At 59.3% G+C, this 17,875-nt stretch carries 11 protein-coding genes and 8 pseudogenes; 10 read left to right on the top strand and 9 right to left on the bottom strand.

The features are described from left to right. Nucleotides 1–146 precede the first annotated feature (146 nt). Nucleotides 147–1,160: pseudogene (locus tag ACG873_RS02570) on the bottom strand (IS256 family transposase); the annotation flags it as partial. A gap of 400 nt (nt 1,161–1,560) precedes the next feature. On the opposite strand from ACG873_RS02570, the gene ACG873_RS02565 reads away from it, so the two are divergent. Continuing rightward, a complete protein-coding gene (locus ACG873_RS02565) occupies nt 1,561–2,598 on the top strand; it encodes an IS110 family transposase (RefSeq protein ID WP_394890270.1) in 1,038 nt (345 codons plus the stop codon). Nucleotides 2,599–2,860: 262 nt separating this feature from the next. Here ACG873_RS02565 and ACG873_RS02560 read toward each other — a convergent pair. Continuing rightward, a pseudogene (locus ACG873_RS02560) lies at nt 2,861–4,017 on the bottom strand (IS110 family transposase). A 436-nt stretch (nt 4,018–4,453) separates the two neighbouring features. Next, the gene (locus tag ACG873_RS02555; RefSeq protein ID WP_394890268.1) at nt 4,454–5,254 is read right to left on the bottom strand and encodes a class I SAM-dependent DNA methyltransferase; all 801 of its coding nucleotides are present in this window, start codon (nt 5,252–5,254) and stop codon (nt 4,454–4,456) included. Nucleotides 5,255–5,630: 376 nt separating this feature from the next. On the opposite strand from ACG873_RS02555, the pseudogene ACG873_RS02550 reads away from it, so the two are divergent. The 5 genes and pseudogenes from ACG873_RS02550 to ACG873_RS02530 form a co-directional block, all read left to right on the top strand. Next, a pseudogene (locus ACG873_RS02550) lies at nt 5,631–5,711 on the top strand (IS6 family transposase); the annotation flags it as partial. A gap of 148 nt (nt 5,712–5,859) precedes the next feature. Continuing rightward, nucleotides 5,860–6,159: pseudogene (locus tag ACG873_RS02545) on the top strand (ATP-binding cassette domain-containing protein); the annotation flags it as partial. Nucleotides 6,160–6,467: 308 nt separating this feature from the next. Then, nucleotides 6,468–6,704 (top strand): hypothetical protein, encoded by a 237-nt coding sequence (locus ACG873_RS02540; protein WP_394890266.1) that lies wholly within the window; start codon nt 6,468–6,470, stop codon nt 6,702–6,704. A 296-nt stretch (nt 6,705–7,000) separates the two neighbouring features. After that, entirely contained in the window at nt 7,001–7,279 is a 279-nt protein-coding gene (locus ACG873_RS02535; protein ID WP_394890264.1) for a hypothetical protein, read from the top strand. Continuing rightward, nucleotides 7,276–8,019: a Fic family protein gene (locus tag ACG873_RS02530; RefSeq protein ID WP_394890261.1), complete on the top strand. Its 744-nt coding sequence runs from the start codon at nt 7,276–7,278 to the stop codon at nt 8,017–8,019. Before ACG873_RS02535 ends, ACG873_RS02530 begins: the two co-directional genes overlap by 4 nt. Nucleotides 8,020–8,455: 436 nt before the next feature. Here ACG873_RS02530 and ACG873_RS02525 read toward each other — a convergent pair. Beyond that, nucleotides 8,456–8,685 (bottom strand): annotated as a pseudogene (locus ACG873_RS02525) (hypothetical protein); the annotation flags it as partial. 200 nt (nt 8,686–8,885) lie between these two features. Between ACG873_RS02525 and ACG873_RS02520 the strand changes: the two are divergent. From ACG873_RS02520 to ACG873_RS02510, 3 genes are read left to right on the top strand one after another with little or no spacing between them, the layout of a single operon-like run. Continuing rightward, nucleotides 8,886–9,350 carry a mobile mystery protein A gene (locus tag ACG873_RS02520; RefSeq protein WP_394890259.1) on the top strand — a complete coding sequence of 155 codons (465 nt, stop codon included), beginning with the start codon at nt 8,886–8,888 and terminating at the stop codon, nt 9,348–9,350. A 5-nt stretch (nt 9,351–9,355) separates the two neighbouring features. Then, complete coding sequence (locus tag ACG873_RS02515; protein ID WP_394890257.1) at nt 9,356–9,949, top strand: mobile mystery protein B; 594 nt, start codon at nt 9,356–9,358, stop codon at nt 9,947–9,949. A gap of 38 nt (nt 9,950–9,987) precedes the next feature. Next, entirely contained in the window at nt 9,988–10,164 is a 177-nt protein-coding gene (locus ACG873_RS02510) for a hypothetical protein (protein WP_394890255.1), read from the top strand. A 246-nt stretch (nt 10,165–10,410) separates the two neighbouring features. On the opposite strand, the pseudogene ACG873_RS02505 reads toward ACG873_RS02510, so the two are convergent. The 3 genes and pseudogenes from ACG873_RS02505 to ACG873_RS02495 all read right to left on the bottom strand — a co-directional run. Further along, nucleotides 10,411–10,781, bottom strand: a pseudogene (locus tag ACG873_RS02505) (IS21 family transposase); the annotation flags it as partial. A 184-nt stretch (nt 10,782–10,965) separates the two neighbouring features. After that, nucleotides 10,966–11,835, bottom strand: coding sequence for an IS3 family transposase (locus tag ACG873_RS02500; protein ID WP_394889982.1), 870 nt, complete (start codon nt 11,833–11,835; stop codon nt 10,966–10,968). Next, nucleotides 11,832–12,254 (bottom strand): helix-turn-helix domain-containing protein, encoded by a 423-nt coding sequence (locus ACG873_RS02495; RefSeq protein ID WP_394889983.1) that lies wholly within the window; start codon nt 12,252–12,254, stop codon nt 11,832–11,834. Before ACG873_RS02495 ends, ACG873_RS02500 begins: the two co-directional genes overlap by 4 nt. 107 nt (nt 12,255–12,361) lie before the next feature. On the opposite strand from ACG873_RS02495, the pseudogene ACG873_RS02490 reads away from it, so the two are divergent. After that, nucleotides 12,362–13,188 (top strand): annotated as a pseudogene (locus tag ACG873_RS02490) (ABC transporter ATP-binding protein); the annotation flags it as partial. A gap of 52 nt (nt 13,189–13,240) precedes the next feature. Here ACG873_RS02490 and ACG873_RS02485 read toward each other — a convergent pair. Both ACG873_RS02485 and ACG873_RS02480 read right to left on the bottom strand, forming a co-directional pair. After that, nucleotides 13,241–13,369, bottom strand: a pseudogene (locus tag ACG873_RS02485) (transposase); the annotation flags it as partial. A 396-nt stretch (nt 13,370–13,765) separates the two neighbouring features. Further along, nucleotides 13,766–17,266 carry a Ulp1 family isopeptidase gene (locus ACG873_RS02480; protein WP_394890253.1) on the bottom strand — a complete coding sequence of 1,167 codons (3,501 nt, stop codon included), beginning with the start codon at nt 17,264–17,266 and terminating at the stop codon, nt 13,766–13,768. Between the last annotated feature and the right edge of the window lie 609 nt (nt 17,267–17,875).

Genomic DNA, 17,875 nt, shown 5'->3' with positions numbered 1-17,875 from the left:
GAAGCGTCGTGACCTGCCGAACCGTCAGTGCGACGGCCAGCCTTGACTGCGTCTCGACACGGGAGCCGATGGCGATGCGTCGGTCGGGACGAAGAAACGGGCTCACCGGAACCGAACAAAGAAACGAATGAGCCAACGTCAGACTTGTCGATGTCATCCGTGGTGTAGATGATCCGGCGCACGCTTTCGGGGAAGGCGAAGAACGGTACCACGTGTTGCCAGTTGCGCCGCCAGCTCTGGGTGATCGCCGGATACCGCTGGCCCCAGTAGCCGGCCTCGAGTTCCTCCAGGGCCTTCATGCCGGCTTCGGCATCCTTTGCCCGGTAGATCGCGCGCAGCGCCGGCACGACCGGCTTACGATCCTTCCACGACACGAACTCCAGCGAATGGCGGATCAGATGCACGATGCAGGTTTGGACCACGGTATGGGGGAAGACGGCGTTGATCGCCTCGGGGAAGCCCTTCAGGCCGTCGACGACGGCGATCAGGACGTCGGCGACGCCACGGCTCTTCAGTTCGTTCATGACGCGCAGCCAGAACTTGGCGCCCTCGGTCTGCTCGATCCAAATGCCGAGGATCTCCTTCGTGCCGTCCGGCAGGATGCCGAGCGCAATGTAGACGGCCTTGTTGCGCACGAAGCCCTCGTCCCTGATCTTGACGCGGATCGCATCGAAGAAGACGAGCGGATAGACCGCATCCAGCGGGCGGTTCTGCCACTCGGCCACTTCCTCCAGGACGGCGTCGGTGACGGCCGAAATCAGGTCCGGCGACACGTCGATGCCGTAGAGCTCCTCCAGATGGCCGCGGATCTCGCGCACCGTCATGCCGCGCGCGTACATGGAGATGATCTTGTCGTCGAAATCGGGAAAGCGGCGCTGGTATTTGGCGATAAGCTTCGGATCGAAGGTCCCGGCCCGGTCGCGCGGGATCGACAGCGTCATCTTCGACGTGCCCGTCAGAACCGACTTCCTCGAATGGCCGTTGCGGCGATTGGCGCTGCCGTCGGTGCGGTCGTCCTCGAGATGCTCGTCGAGTTCAGCGTTCAGAATCCGTTCCGAAAGCGCCTTCTTCAGGTCGTCGAGTAGCCCGTCCTTGGCGAACACCTCGTTGGGATCGCGGCCGGCTAGCAGTTGGTCCAGAAGTTCCTTCTCGATAGCCATGTGATGATTCTCTCCAATGAAAGAACTCAAGGGGGTTAATCGCGTCCACCTGGCGGATTTCCTTGGGTTCGGTTGCGTTTTGACCGGCACTGTGGCTGGTCGGCTAAATCTCCACCGTCCGCTGGACTGGCGTCCTTCGGTTCTCGAACCATTCTCCAATCCGTGACCCTGATGCCGTTTGTCTCTGGCTTCGGTCACATAGTGGCGTTCGGCTCCCGGCTTCCTATTCTCCTTCAGGAGCGCAGCCCGGCACTGCCAGGCTCGCTAGAGAATCATCAGGACAGATGGGATAATCGGCTTTGAGCGCATCTTTGATCGTAGAGAAGGTGCTGCGCTTCGAGTTGATGATAAAACGTGGTCTGTGTCGAACAGCCACAAGCATCAGGAAAGGAAGCGCAGCGTGAAACATTATGCCGGCTTCGATGTATCTGTGAAAGAGACATCTGTTTGTATTGTCGATGAGAGAGGGAAAATTTGCGTAGAACGGAAGGTCGTGAGCCATCCTGAGGACCTGGTTGCGCTTTTGAACGACCCCCAATGGCGGCTTGAACGGGTCGGCCTCGAGGCAGGACCACTGTCGCAATGGTTGTTCGAGGGCTTGGCCAAGGCCAGATTGCCCGTGATCTGTATCGAGACTCGGCACACCAAGGCGTTCCTCCAAGCCCAACCGAACAAAAGCGATCGCAATGACGCCCGGGGCATTGCACAGATGATGCGCGTCAATCTGTTCCGCCCTGTGCATGTTAAGACGTTGGCGAGCCAGAAACGCCGTGCGCTGATGACCGCACGCATGCTGCTCAAGGGAAAGGCGATAGCCATTGAGAACGACATTCGTGGGCTGCTGCGTAACTTCGGGCTTAAGGTGGGCATCGTCGGGGCGGTCAAGTTCGAGGAGCGCATATACGAGCTCATTGAGGGAATGCCGGAGTTGGCAGAGATCCTGGGCTCGTTGCTTGTCGCGAGACGGAAGCTACGCGAGGAATTCGCCAAGCTGGATCGAAAGGTTCGAGATGCGGCTGGCAGCGATCCGGTTTGCCAGCGGTTAATGACAGTGCCCGGCGTCGGTCCGATCGTCGCTCTGGCATACACGTCGACGATCGACGTCCCGGCCCGCTTCCGAAACTCACGAGCTGTGGGAGCGGTGCTGGGATTAACCCCGGTTCTGAATCAATCGGGAGAAAGTCGCCGGATAGGTCGCATCTCACTGTGCGGCGACGCCATGCTGCGGCAACTCCTCTACGAAGCGGCACAGGTTCTATTGACGCGAGTAGCGAAATGGTCATGGCTGAAAGCGTGGGCGATGAATGTCGCCAAACGACGTGGGGCCAAAAAGGCCGTCGTTGCACTGGCGCGTCGCCTTGCAGTAATCCTGCATCGGATATGGAGCGACGGTTCCGAATTCCGCTGGACACGAAATAGTTCAACAGCAACAGCATAGTTTTTACTTTCCTAGGAACATAGAGTTCCGCCACGCGGCGGAAGGCGTCCTTCGCGGACGACGGATGATGTGAATTCGTATCCCGGTTTATTCCGATGGCGCGACGCGCTTCCAGGATGCAGGACAGATTGGATCACGTCATTCTTCTTATCCCATGATGGGAGGGTCTTGATGCCGATCCCGGAGAGAAGCGCGGGCCGCGAAACGACGACGAAAACTGCATAGGTGGAAAACTCGATAGTGCTTGACCTCACCGCGCCGATTAGAGAAGCCGGGATATCGTTGACGCGCATCCTTGCCCGTTGTGGCCGCGCTGTTCGTAAGGGCGCTGCTCGCGCAGGAGCTGGAATGCGATCGTCAATAGTTTTCGCGCTATCGCCACCCTGGCCTTGTTGGTGCCGTGGGGCTTCAGGCGCTCATATTGTTCTCTCAGTTGCGGATCGGTGGCGACGGCTGGACCAATCGCTTCGACAAAAGCCCAGCGCAGCCATTTGTTGCCCTGCTTGATGATCTTGCCATGGTAAGTCTTGCCACCGCTCGCATAGGTTGACGGGACAAGGCTGGCATAGGCGGCAAGTTTCTTGGCCGAGCGGAAACGGCGGATATCGTCGATCTCGGCGTCGATCAACCGGGCGAAGAATTCCCCGATGCCGGGAATTGTCTTCAGCAGCTTCACATTGGTGTTCTCTCGCGTCAGCGCCCGGATCGTCGTTTCCGACTGTTTAATCCGCGCATTGATGTCATCGACGAAGGCGAGGCTGCGGTCGATCTGGATGCGATCGATCGGCGAGACAGGCAATTCCGCCAATTGCTTGCGCCCGGTCTTGCCGAACGGATCGGCGAGCTTCTTGAGCCGGACCGTCTGCTCCGGATAGCGGTCGAAGACTGTGACGACGCGGTTCTTCTCCATGGTGCGCAGCCGCACGTAAAACATACGCTCGCGTAGCGCCAGGCGCAGTTCCCGCGGGCTTGTTCGCTCGGCGCCCAGGCTTCGGGAACAAGATCGGCTCGCAGCAAATGCGCCAGCACCGTCGCGTCGATCTTGTCCGTCTTGATCTTGGCGTCGGCGATCGCCTTCACCTTCAAAGGGTGGGCGAGCGCGACATCATCGCAGATGTCGTCGAGCCAGTCGTAGATGACCATCCAGTTGCGGGTGGCCTCGACGACAGCATGGGAGTTGTCCCTGTAGCGATCCAAAAACGCCGCGATCGAATGGCGGTCGTTCTTGACCCGCCCCGAGCGCAGCGTTCGCCCGGTTCCATCCTGAACGACGAGATGGCTGTAGGATTTGTGGTAATCCACGCCGATGTGATAATCGTAAGGCACGGTCGCACTTCCTCCGTTATTGAGAGTCTCGAAACCCCAATACGGTACGCCGCAAGGTGGGAAGTGCGACTGTCCCTCGAGCACCATCAACATCTTTGGCGATCCGTTCTTCCAGTAAGCGCGGCCTCTTTCATGCCACCTCCTTTCCATCATCATGGCCTCGCGCACAGAATTCCTGACAGTCCCCAGATGGAGTCCTCGGCCCCTTCGATTAACGTCGAGAACTGGCTGCGTGGCGAGCCCCTCACGAGCTTCGAGCCCGGCAAAGTGGTCCCGTTTCCTGAATGAGGACTTTGGCGAGCTCATTCCGGGACGGTGCACCGTCCGCTTCGGCTATTCAGGAATCGCCCACACCACAATCGGACGTGCCGAAAGAAAGCCGTTACAGTATATGCGTAGACGCAGGCGTATCGCATCTTACATCGACGGCGCCCAGAACGCCCGCCGCTGGTAAACGAGCACATCTAAGAGCGGCCGCACTGAGCCTGTCGGCCAGAACCAAGCCTGAATGGTCAATGCAAACTTGCACTCAGCCGCGCAACTCACAGCAGAGGAAGATCTGTTCTTCCGGCAGCACGTCGGCCACCGCAGGGACGTAGGCGGAAGACGTCTCCTGCACGATTGTGAACCCTGCCGCTTCGACCACCGTACGCAACTCCTCTCGCAGATAGCCTGAGACCCGGATAGTATTTCCGAGGAATGGTACCGGGAAATCGTCCACATCCGCCTCCACCATCGAGAGGGCGAATAAGCCCCCAGGAGCGAGCAGATGACGGACCGTCGCTAGCGCGAGGGGAATCTCCACTCGTGGAAGCATCAGCAGCGAGAAGAAGGCCGCAACGGCCTGGAACCGGCCGAGGTCCCTCGGCCCGCCCGGTCGCAAGTCAGCAAGGTCCAGTTGATGGAACGTCGCGCCCTGAACATGCTCGCGGGCGAGTTTCACCATCACGGCAGACAAATCGACACCCACGACCTCCAAACCGGCGTCGAGCAATTGGCGTGCGGTTGGGACGCCGGTCCCGCAGCCAAGATCCAGAACCCGTGAACCCGTCGGCAAGGACTTGATCAGCCATTCGCCCGCCAGGACTTGGCCTTCCTTGTGCGGAAAGGCCTCGTCATAGCGATCGCCGATGGCGTCGAAGGCTATTGCCTGATCCTCGCGGTGGAGCCGAAGTGTCTCGTATGTCGCCGTGACGACTGTATGTTTGCCAGGGCTGTTCACGGAAGTATCCTGCTGATCGGGAAGTTGTGCATTAGCCAAGCAAATGGCGAACCAATCCAGGAAAACCCATTTATAACAAGGGGCCACTCTGATAGGCTCGCGCTTCATGTCCGCTGTTGTCATAAAGCCGACAATGAGTGCAACTGCCCACGCGAACTTTTATGGGGGCGCTCCGAAAAACGCTGTCTGACCGAAGAATTGGACCGACGAGGGATACCGCCAAACTCATCTCTATACCCTCAAGCAGTAACGAACGTTCCTGTTTGGAAGAGGAAGATCGGCTTCGGTTCCCAGAATTTTGCCTTGTCGCCTCATGACTGATCGCGAATATCTGACTCGTGCTCGCGGTGGTTTTCTTGAAAATCTGAACACGCGCGTTCTCTGCTGGTTCGTGCCAATCAACTGCTGTAGTGGGCGCGAACGATCAGGCGCATCGACACTCGCCCCTATTGCAGCGACGATCGAACCGGCCTCGCATGATGACATGATGCGCAAGCCACAGGCGAGGTACGCCTTCAATCCGAATCCATCCCTGACCGAACAGTTCTCCATTCTCGCTGCCTGACCAGCCGCGCACCAATCCTCCCTGAGCCCAACTCAGTCGTTGCAACAAAACCCAATATTGAGCTTTTCGCCGAATGCCTCGCGCTGCTCAGGAGCCACACGCCCGTCGGTCACGATCTGCGTAAGTTCGTTGATCCCACAGCCCCTCGCTCTCCGGGGGCGAGAAGCAGCGCCTTGCGTTGGCTCGGGCTCTGTACCGGGATCCGGAGGTACTGATCCTCGACGAAGCGACCTCCTCTCTCGACTCGGTCGCCGAGCGGGTTGTCCTGCGGGTGGTTGAGGATCTGCGTCGGGCCGGTAAGACGATCATCGTCATCGCTCATCGACTCAGCACCATTCGTAGGGCCGACAAGATTGTGGTCTTGGACAAGGGGCGGGTTGTTGCGGAGGGAAGGCGTACGGATCTGCTGACAGCTGAAGGCGCTTACGCTCGCTTGTGGCGCAAACCGGATCCAGCTGGGCCGCTAACTCATAACTTTTCAACCGTGCGAACCGATGCGAGTTTGATTGCTGCGAGGAAGTTTAGCGGGTCTCTGTCGTAGCGCGTCGCGATGCCTCTGAAGTGTTTGAATTTGTTAATGTATCGCTCGATGAGATGCGCTGCTTGTAGACCGATGCGCGCTGAAGGAACAGCATTCGGCGCTAAGAATCCCTTTTCGTGGCAATAGCTTTGGACGTATCGGCTTTCATAAATTAGAATCATTTTTCAGGAATTTTGGTAGGTCGTATCGAAATTCAGAAGCAAGGCACGGTTTTCATGGTTGCTCCGCAGCAGCATCAATTTTCAGGGCCGGTGAACGTTTTTCAGGAAACACGCCTTCCTGAAACCGCGACTCTCGCCGGCTACAGCGCGCTAATCGGGGCCTATGGGCTTGCCGTGCCCCTGCCGCGCACTCTCTCCGCCACCGGCGAGCATCACCGCATCACCGAGCGGGACGGCTGGCGCATTATGACGCCTCGGCATGCGCCGCATCCAACCCTTGAAGGCACCTGACCTTCGCTCTCAAGTACGAGGGACTGGACCTTGCAATCCTCAAGCGACTGTTTCTGACGACCGGAACCGCATCGATCGAAGCGCTTGTTCGTGAAAGCCCGACCGGCAGCTACGCCCGCCGGATCTGGTTTCTCTATGAGTGGCTGACGGATACGCGCCTCGATCTCTCCGACGCGGCCGCCGGACGCTATGTTCCTGTTGTCGACCCCGAGCTGCAATGGGCGGCGCAGGGTAAGACCGCTCCGCGCTACCGCGTTAAGGACAACCTGCCCGGCACGCCGAATTTCTGCCCGCTCGTGTTCCGCACCAAGGTCCTTGAAGAATTCATCGGCCTGGACCTGCCTCGGGGCGCGCAGGCAATCGTCGCGGACGTGCCGCGCGACCTGCTTGCGCGGACGGCCGCCTTCCTTCTGCTCAAGGACCCGCTATCAAGCTATGCGATAGAGGGCGAGCGTCCGCGGCAGGACCGTATCCAGCGCTGGGGGCGCGCCATCGGCGAGGCCGGTCGTCAGCCACTTGATCGCGATGAGCTGCTGCGCCTGCAAAGAATCGTGCTCGGCGATGCCGCTTCGTGAAGCTCGGCTTTCGACAGGAGGGCGGGTTCGTCGGCGAGCATGACCGCGACAACCGCATGCCGCTGCCCGATCACATCAGCGCCCGGCCCGAGGACCTGGCATCGCTGATCGACGGCATGGTCGCGTTCGACTACGGCCCCGCCCAAAGCCTCGATGCGGTCATCGTGGCGGCGATCCTCGCGTTCGGCTTCGTCTACATCCACCCATTTGAAGATGGAAACGGCCGCATTCACCGCTACCTGATCCATCATGTCCTTGTCGCGCGCGGCTTCAACCCGCCCGGAATAGTGTTCCCTGTTTCGGTCGCGATACTGGAGAACATCGCCGAGTACCGGGGCGTGCTTGAGAGTTATTCGCAGCGCCTGCTGCCGCTGATCGAATGGGAGCCGACGCCGCAATTCAACGTCCGCGTGCTGAACGACACTGGGGATTTCTACCGCTTCTTCGACGCGACGCCCCACGCCGAGTTTCTCTACGCCTGCGTCCGGCGGACGATAGAACAGGATCTTCCCGACGAGACCGCCTTCCTGCGCCGCTACGATCAGTTCCGGCAGCAGGTCGATGCCTTCATCGACATGCCCGAGCGTCTGACCGATCTGCTCTTTCGCTTCCTTCATCAGAACGGCGGGCGTCTTTCGAACCGCGCCCGTGAAACGGAATTTATCGCTCTGACGGATGACGAGGCGGAGCGTATCGAGGCGATCTACCACCAAACCTTCGGACCCGGCCTGCAGGCATGATTGTTTCATGGAGCAACATGTATCGCGGCGCCTGTAACTTCGGGCATAATGCGGGTGAATCATGAGTAATAAAAATGAATGATTTAATGGATATAGACGAGATGTCGGCTTTACTATAATGTTTCTCTCAAATAGAAAGAAATCTGAATGAAATACTTTAGCGCCATAATGCCGACGGCAACGAGCATGCGGCGCTACCCGGCTTCGGCCAGGGCTTGGCTTCCGGCGAGCCTGTCGCTATCAGCGATGAAGAAGTTGAGCGCTACAATTTATTACAGGTGACGCAGTCGCGGCGATTCCTGTTCTCGCACGCGGCAGACTTTAGCGGCGTGCGCGATCGGCTCGCGGCAAAACCGGGAACCGGACAACGGGATGCGCTGGTCCATCTCGGCAGAATGGGGGAAGGCCCTCCGCCCCGGCGACACATGCCCGAGGGAGCAAGGAAATCGAAGTCGCGGACATTTCCGGTCAGCACGCTTGCACCCAACTGCCGCGCCTGTAGGAAAATCAGCGCGTTATTGACGAAGCGGCGCTCGTGCCCCTCCCCTTTGGGAAGATTGCTCAGCCGAGAGAGCATGCCAGCCAGCACCCCGGCATGCTCCCAATAGATGCGTCTGGCGAATGAAGACGATGGTCGGGAATGTCTTCTACGGTCGCCTCAATCGTTCGAGGACGGCTTTAGCGGCAGGCCCTGTGTCTCGATTGCAGCTGAATTGAGAATCTGCGCTATCCGCTTCGTTCGTCCGACCGATTCTGCTCATTCCTTTATGTCCAATTATCGTTCTTTTGATCATATATGCATGTTTTTTTGGCTTTTCTCTGCTCATTTTTTTATGCTATCGTGAACCGAATATGGACATATATCTATGAACATAAAACAGACTTCGCTCGCGCGCAAACAATTGGAACGGCGTCTCGCACCGCTGCGGGACCTAAAGCTCATTGCGCCACCTCGCGGTTGGATGAAAGCCATCCGTGAAGCTCTGGGGATGAGCACCCGGCAACTCGCCACTCGCATGGGCGCAGCCCCCTCTCGCATTCCGGCCATCGAGAAGGCGGAGGTTTCGGGCGCGACGACGATCAAGACCCTTCGGGAAGCCGCGGCGGCAATGAACTGCACGTTTGTCTATGCCTTCGTTCCGATCAAGCCGCTAGACGACATCCTTCGCGAGCGAGCGGCAGAAAAGGCGGGACAGGACATGACTCGCCTGGATCATACCATGCGGCTGGAAAACCAAGCTTTGATCAAGTCGGATCTGGAGGACGAACGTCGCCGTCTCATCGATGCCATTCTTGCCGACTCGCCACGACGACTGTGGGAGGATGACTGATCCCCATGGAAGACGATCCTCTGTTCCAGGATGATGACGAAGCGAATACACCGCTAACCGCCGAGGAGCGGGAGCAGCTCATCCCGTCCTACATCACACTGCGGCACGAGCTGAATGAGGCCGAACAGGTCAACATCGGCGAAGGCTTGCGCTGGGCGATGTCGCGAAGGCGCGATGTCCTCGACCATGAGTTCCTGAACGAGCTGCACCGGCGCATGTTTGGCGAGGTGTGGCGTTGGGCGGGGCAGTACCGCATGACGGCCCGGAACATCGGCGTTGATGCTTTCCGCATCGCGGTGGATGTCAGGCAGACGGTCGACGATGTGCGCTATTGGGTCGAGCACGGTACCTACCCACCCGACGAAATCGCCGTCCGGTTCAGCCACCGTTTGGTTGCCATCCATCCCTTCCCAAACGGAAACGGACGGTTTTCCCGCATGGTCGGCGACCTGCTTGCTCGCCAGCTTGGACGACCACCGTTTAGCTGGGGCCGGGCAAACCTGGTCGACGCTGGCGAGACCCGTGCCCACTATGTCGCGGCGCTGCGGGCGGCCGACAACCACGAGATCGAACCCTTACTGGCGTTCGCGCGCTCGTAGGCGCGTCGCCACGACGACCGACGGGAGGAGGATGGACAGTGAAGACATTTACGCGATCGCAATTTCAGGCAATCGCGGATGCGTTGGGAGATACCACCTATGGCCTGACGGGTTCGGAAATCGGGCATTTGCTGGCAACCGTGAAGATCGTTGGTACCGATCCACAGATGACCAAGCGCCATAGACTGTATAACGCGTTCGCCAATCGCGTTTGACCCTGAGCGAAGCGGCGGTCGCCCCGCATTCCGCACAGTGGCGAAAGTAACGGTTCCGCTCTTCGGCAAATGGCGCGTCTTATGGTAGCGTCCGGCCGAGTGGCCGGCATCAGTCGTCTGATTCCTAGTAAACCTCCATTGGGAAAGGCTTGCTACCCAGCCATCGAATTATGTTGCGTCAAGAACGACCCGACGACCCAAACATCCCCGGAAAAGCTGCCTACGCAACATAAATTTGGCCGCAACATAAAAGGTGTAGCCGTAGCCGTCGGGATGGGCGGCGCGATACTCCTGCCACAGAAGCGTCAGCGTCACCCCTTCGCGCTTCAGCTCTCGGGCGACCCGCGCCCAATCCGGCTCGCTCAGATCCTGCGGCGGACGGCCCATTCGGTGAAACAGACGCTGTTCCAGCGCCGCATCGTCGTCAAAGCCCGCAGGCAGCGGCCAGCACGACAGCCCCGCCTCCCGCGCCCGCAGCAATAGGTCGAAACCGAGGTCTTGCCGATCTTCAGTCGCTCTGCGACCTCGCGCACCGAAAGACCCTGTTCATGGGTCGGGCCCAGGATCGTCCGGATATCCCTCACGCTCGTTCGTCTCGCTTGCTTCCGTCTTGGCATGGGCTCTCTAGGTTCGATGATGAGAGAGCTAAAATGCCAGAACGGCGCAGCCGAGAACCGTCCGTCAAATCCACCCCGGAAACTGTCCGGGACTTAGCGGAATCACTGTCCGAGAGTTAGTGAAAACGGTGGAGTGCACCCCCAGACTGAGACAAGGAAAATAGCGGACACCTCCCGTGTTAAGCTATGCAGCCTTTTCCGTCCGTCGCCCGCGCGAATGCTTCTGTTCGTATTCCTCTGGACTGAGGTAGTCGAGCGCCGAATGCAGGCGCTGCGTATTGTAAACGGTCTCTATGAAAGCGCCGATGTGCTTGCGGGCATCATCTGCATCCTTATAGGCGAGACCTTGCACCTCTTCCTGTTTCAGGGTTTTCATGAAGCTCTCCGCCTTCGCATTGTCGTAAGGATTGCCGACACGGCTCATGCTTGCCTGGATACCGTGTAGATGCAGAAGTTCGGAGTAGGCCCCGCAAGCGTATTGAACCCCGCGGTCGGAATGATGAATGAGGCTCCCGGGTACGGGCTGGCGATCAGCGATGGCCATCTCGAGAGCTTCGATGGCAAGGCTTGCTCTAAGATGCGTATCCAGCGCCCATCCGACAACCTTGCGGCTGAACGCGTCAAGGACAACGGCAAGGAAGGCAAACTCCTCAGCCAGATGCAGGAAGGTGATATCGGCAACCCATAGCTGGTTTACGCTATTGAGGATCATTCCCCTCGCGAGGTTCGGCACGACTTGCCAACCATGCCTGGAGTTGGTCGTCACAGGAACAAAGGGGCTGGCGCGCAGGCACAACAGATTGTCTTCACGCATGATCCGCAGAACGCATTTGTGATTGACTTGCCACCCCTCGCGCCGAAGCAGGGCGCCAATCCGGCGGTAGCCGTAGTGTGTGTTGCCGAGAGCCAGCTTCTGAATGAGATCGCGCAAACCCGTCTCGGCTCGACGAGGGGCTGAATCCAGCCAGTGACGGTAATAGCTCGCGCGGCTGACACCAGCGAGCCAGCACATTCTGTCGATGTTGAATTCGCCTTGCGACAGGCCGGTCATCATCTTTTCGATGACTTTGAAGATGCCGTTTCGCCAGGAGCGCTGCTCCGACGCTGATCTTCCTCGAAGTGCCGCAAGGCTTCGCGAAAAAAATCGAGATCGAGCTGCTGCTGCCCGACCTTCTGCTCCAGTTCCCTGATCCGGCGCCTGGCCTTGGTCAGTGCCTTTTCCTGAGGTGCCGGCACATCGACTGCACTCTGCAGCTGTGTGGTCCCGTCAACTCCTGCTGTCGATCTGGCCGGCCGGCCGCGCCGACGTGACTTCAGATTACCATGAAGCCTGAGATGATCACGCCACTCGTAAAGTCGTTGGCGACTGATACCAACCTCATCTGCCAACTTGCTGACGATTTCGCCCGCCTCCATGCGCCGGAGAAGCTCCAGCTTTTGGTCATCATCAATAACTCTTTGCCGTCCGGCCATGCCCCAGTTTCCTCTCCTTGCGGGGAAACTGTCCGCTATTTTCCTTGTCTCAGTCTGGGGGTGCACTCCAACGGTGTCCGGGACTTACCGGAAAAGGTGTCCGGGACTTACTGAAACACGCATTTATCGCGGCGGATCGCCTGTTCGAGATCTTTGACCTGGAGCCGGAAAGCGGCGGCGGCATCGATGCCACCAAATCCGACATTGGCGACATCCACCTGGAGAAGGTCACGTTTCGCTATGGTAGCCAGCTCGAGCTTTTCCAGGATCTTAGCGTCACCTTCCGCCGCGGGGAAATGACAGCGGTGGTGGGGGAAAGCGGCTCGGGCAAGAGCACCCTTGCGGCGCTGCTGCAGAATGTCTACCCGCTTGAGGGTGGACACATCCGGCTAGGCCGTTATGCCCTCCAGGACCTCTCGACAGCATCCCTGCGCAAGGTTGTCGCTGCGGTACCGCAATCGATCGACGTGTTCTCGGGCTCGGTGATCGACAACATCGCCCTTGGCGAGTTCGAACCGGACATCGAGAAAATCCTCCAAATCTGCGATCAAACAGGGCTGCGGGAGGTGATCGAGCTCTGGCCCGGTGGCTTCCAGGCCTATCTAGGCGAAAACGGCGTACGCCTCTCCGGGGGCGAGAAGCAGCGCCTTGCGTTGGCTCGGGCTCTGTACCGGGATCCGGAGGTACTGATCCTCGACGAAGCGACCTCTCTCGACTCGGTCGCCGAGCGGGTTGTCCTGCGGGTGGTTGAGAATCTGCGTCGGGCCGGTAGGACGATCATCGTCATCGCTCATCGGCTCAGCACCATTCGTAGGGCCGACAAGATCGTGGTCTTGGACAAGGGGCGGGTTGTTGCAGAGGGAGGCATGCTGATCTGCTGACAGCCGAAGGCGCTTACGCTCGCTTGTGGCGGGCGCAAACCGGATCCAGCTAACAGCTTCAGTGAGGGTTCCGCCAGGATCGTGCCCCCAATCGATTAGACGGCGTCGCGGCACCAAGCCGAGCCAGGCGGCGAAATGCCGACCTGATCTGAAAACCTCCGGGTCAGGGACGATAGAACCCAGCGCCGAGGCCGTGACAAAGCCGACACCAGGAATGGTCTCCAGCCGGTTCGACAGATCGTTTCGGTAATGCCAGGAGATCAGCTTCTTTTCGATCGTGTGAAGTCTCTGGGTGAGATCGCAGACCAACCGGGCAAGTGCTTTGAGCACGAACCGGGCAAGCTCAGGGACGTGGGTGCGTTCGCCTTGTGCGAGTTCTCGAACAACCGGGGTCATCTGACTGATCCCGGCCCCAGTCGAAATTCCGAGCTCGGCGAGATGTGCGCGGATAGAATGCAGGAGCATCGTCCGCTGCTTGACGAGCAGGGCCCGTGAACGGTGCAGCATAACGGCCTATTGCAGAAGGCCGGAACGACGCTCGAGACCAAAGAAACCGCAAAACAATGAGAGGGTCAAATCTCCAGTTCGCCCATAGGGGGGTCAAATCCTCACTTCGCTTGAACCGCAAAGTTATCTTTTGCGTTCAGGGAGCCACGGCGCCTGGGTTGGCTGATGGACACGGTCCGTTCGCGCATGTGGGATCGAAATACCTCTTGGCGAAGAGGAGGCAGGCTCGTCATCCAGCAGTCGCCGGAGTTCCGCTGGGTCGAAGGCCATCATTGGTGGGGAGGCGGGTTCAGCATCCAACAGCTGCCGGGGCTCTTGCTCGTGCGGCAAGCGCCCTCTCAGCCGGTCTTGCAGCGCCTGCCGATCGGCGACGAGCTTGTCGAGGGGCAGCGGCTCGTGGTCCGGCCGCTCCCCGTCGATCAATCGTCCAACCAGCGCCCACGTGCCGTCCACCACAAAGACGCCGCAATCGTAACCGTTCGGCTGTCGGGCCATGCGGGCTGGCGCCAAGGTGGCGTTCAGCAGTCCTGCGAGCTGTCTTGCAGGCGCGTCGTTGTATCCCTCTCGCTGGAGGGAGTCGTAGTGATAGGCGAACCGCCTTTCCGGGTCGCGGCGATCAACGAGCAGCAGCGACCAATGGGTGCCGGGGCTGGTAGGAGTGCCATTGTTCACTGGCAAGAACAGGAAGTCGGCTGGGGCGTTGCTTTGATTATAGATGGACTGCAATGTGCCGCGCGCGTCTTGCGGCGCCATGTGACGCAGTAGATGGGATACCGACGGATCCACCAGCCGTGTCCGGGCGGCGAGCGTCGGATCGATCCTCTGCAGTTGCCCCTCCAGCAACTGGTAATCCCTCTGGATATGGGCGTCGCTCAGCCACTCGGTGGCGCCGAGCACCGACCCGTTGGCGACCTTGGACGCGGCTGTCGGATCGAACGCCCCGATCTGAGCATCGGAGGAACTGGTCGTTAGCGTCGTCACATCAACCACTGGAAGGCCGCGGTAGGTGTCTGGCAGCCCGGCGGTTGCTGGCGAAGCGGGTTGGCGAGCCCTTGCCGGTGGCGCTGGCGCAGCTTCACTCACGTCCCCGACGCGCTTGGCGACCGCGTCTTCCGGATGAGCAGCAAGGGCAATTTCGCGCCCGAGCACAAGGCGCGGCAGGGACTTGCGGAGATGAGCCAGTGCAGCACCGAGCCTTACCTTAAGATAAGAGGCGGAAGCCTTGCAGATCTCGACGTCCTTATCCAGCGATTTATCGTTAATCCGAGCCGCAATTCCAGGCTTGTTGTTTTGACGCAGGTACTGACTGAAACGTCTAAGAGCATTTGCATAGCCGCCAACGGTATCTGGATTCGTTCCGGTCGCAGGCGATGCCTCGTACTCTTTGGTCAAAGCCGCTCTGTAATTTCGAATGAGCGCGGCGTCGTCAGGATGGGGGGTCAGGACAGGGCGCGCCACAATCGGGGCGGCTCCGCCCGTCGACTTCTTGAGGTAACCCAGTGCGCCAGCCACGGTGGAGGAACCACCCTTACTCTCGTACTCCTTGAGATCCTGATCCAGCGACGGATGGTAAAGCCGCGCAGCAAACCCTGGCCTGTTGTTGTCAAGGAGCCAACGACTAAAGGTGAAAAGAGAATTTACATTGTTAGTGACCGTGTTCGCCTTGGCCTTACCCGCGCGGAGTGCTGCCCTCAGCCCTTCGATAGCGGTGGCATCGTTGGAATAAACAGGACGCTTGTCGCGACCGTCTGGGACCACAATTGGACGATCCGGCTGCACTGCAGAGGGCATCGACCCACCACCTCCGGGAGGCGGTGCTGGGGTGTATTCGTGCTCATCTCCCCGCATCACGAGTTGCGCCTCCCATTCCGATGTATCCACTTGATGGGGATCCTGCATCGGTTCGGTCTCCTCCATCTCCTCCTGCAACCAAGCCAAAGCTTGTTGAGCGGCCTGCGTTGCCTCGTCAACCGCGGAGGGTGTCTCCTCAGCCCTGGCGAACGCTGGCAGGGCCTGCTCCGTCGTCCGTCGAAAGAGCTCTGGCGAGGCGGAATTCTCCGCCCACAATCTGGGCTGCATAGCGAGTCCCCGTCCATATCTATGTGGCACCTCCTCGCTTGGCAGCAGGTTGCTCCTGTCCCGTGCAGCGAACAGCTCGTCCGGCGCGTGCTGGTCGCCGTAGCGCCAGTTCAAGTGCGGGACGGCCTCTCCAAAGTCCGGTGCTTGGTGGTGCGCGGTTGGGACGAGAGACAATGGTAGAGCGGTGCCCTCTTCATGACCTTCCGGGAGGAGCTCCTCTGGCCAATCGAATGCCTGCTGTAGTGCGCTATGCTGCGCAGCGTCGCCATGTGGACGAGCCTCCATGCCGACCGCGTTTTCCGGATGAGCAGCAAGGACAATTTCGCGCCCGAGCACAAGGCGCGGCAGGAAGTTCCGGAGATGAACCAGTGCAGCACTGACCCTTACCTCAACATTAGAAGCGGAGGCCTTGTAGCTCTCAACATCTTTATCCAGCGATTTGTCGTAAATCCGAGCCGCAATTCCAGGCTTGTTGTTTTGATGCAGGTACTGACTGAAACGTCTAAGAGCAATTGCATAGCTGCCAACGGTACCTGGATTCGGTCCGGTCGCAGGCGATGCCTGGTACTCTTTGGTCAAAGCCGCTCTGTAATTTCGAATGAGCGCGGCGTCGTCAGGATGGGGGGTCAGGACAGCGCGCGCCACAATCAGGGCGGCTCCGCCCGTCGACTTCTTGAGGTAACCCAGTGCGCCAGCCACGGTGGAGGAACCACCCTTACTCTCGTACTCCTTGAGATCCTGATCCAGCGACGGATGGTAAAGCCGCGCAGCAAACCCTGGCCTGTTGTTGTCAAGGAGCCAACGACTAAAGGTGAAAAGAGAATTTACATTGTTAGTGACCGTGTTCGCCTTGGCCTTACCCGCGCGGAGTGCTGACCTCAGCCCTTCGATAGCGGTGGCATCGTTGGAATAAACAGGACGCTTGTCGCGACCGTCTGGGACCACAATTGGACGATCCGGCTGCACTGCAGAGGGCATCGACCCACCACCTCCGGGATGCGGTGCTGGGGTGTATTCGTGCTCATCCCCCCGCATCACGAGTTGCGCCTCCCATTCCGATGTACCCACCTGATGGGTGGGGGGCTGCATCGGCACGCGAGCGCCTGAGTTGCCAATCTCGCTTGGTTGCCGCTCACTGACAGCATGATGCAGATTGTTCAGGGTCCTCTGCCTCTTCGTTGACCTCAACTCCCCTGTATTATGCAAACCATTGGCGAGGACCTCCTCGCCTGAGCGGAAGCTGGGAAGTGCAGCCATCAGCTCGTCCGCCGCCTGCTGGCTGTCGTGTCGCCAGCTTAGGGGAGGAAAGGACTCTCTGGGATCCTGATCAAAGCGTAGCGGCGAAAAGGGTGGATGCTCCGGCGTTCGTTGAAGCTCGTCTGGATCGATAGCTAAAACTGACAAATGGACCGGTTCAGCGTCTGCCTGAACCGCGGCGTGGGTGAGGCTCAGGTCTGCTTGAGACAGGTAAGGATGGAACGGGTCTGGTAGAGCCGAGACGCTGGCGGCGGGAACTCGGGCTGCGGCTCGGCGCGCCTCGCCCAAGTGCTGCTCAAAGCCGGCTTGGCCGGCCTGTCCGCTTGCTCTTGTGATACGGCGTGCTGCACCTGCAGCCAAGCTGCTACAATGAATGTTTAGTTTGTGCGGGCGCACGCTATCCTCACTTCCACAGATCAGATGAGCAACCTACTCGGCCAAGCTTTCGAGAGGCTGACGAGGTCCGCCGTCGCGCGAAGGCTGGTTTTCTGCTCAGCGGTTGGCGGCCTCGATGGGTGGGGGGTTCGGTCCGGCACAGGCTCGTAACCCCAAGCCCCCAATCACACAGGACAGCGTCGGATCGAACCAACCCTTAGTTATCCCTGGAATCAGGTGCAACTGCCTCAAAAGCAAGCTGAAGCCGGTTGTTTGGTCAGGTTCTCGACTTGAGCCCCTGTAAAGCTGCGCGGTACCGGTCGGCACCGGCACATTGCACGCCCCTCCTTCAGCAATACATGGCGCGGTCTTCGCGCGCGCAATGTGAGTTGGGCACATTCTCATGTGTCGATTTTACATATATACTACGGAACATTGCGCATGGTTCTACTGAGGTGTTTTCGTGGTCACCCGCAGCCCTCGTCTCAGCCTTCATGAAGTCGCCGAAATCCTCCACGACCA

Origin of the sequence: Allomesorhizobium aridi (assembly GCF_043769475.1) — a bacterium.
Classification (GTDB): domain Bacteria; phylum Pseudomonadota; class Alphaproteobacteria; order Rhizobiales; family Rhizobiaceae; genus Allomesorhizobium.
This window is presented reverse-complemented; position numbering and strand designations above follow the sequence as displayed.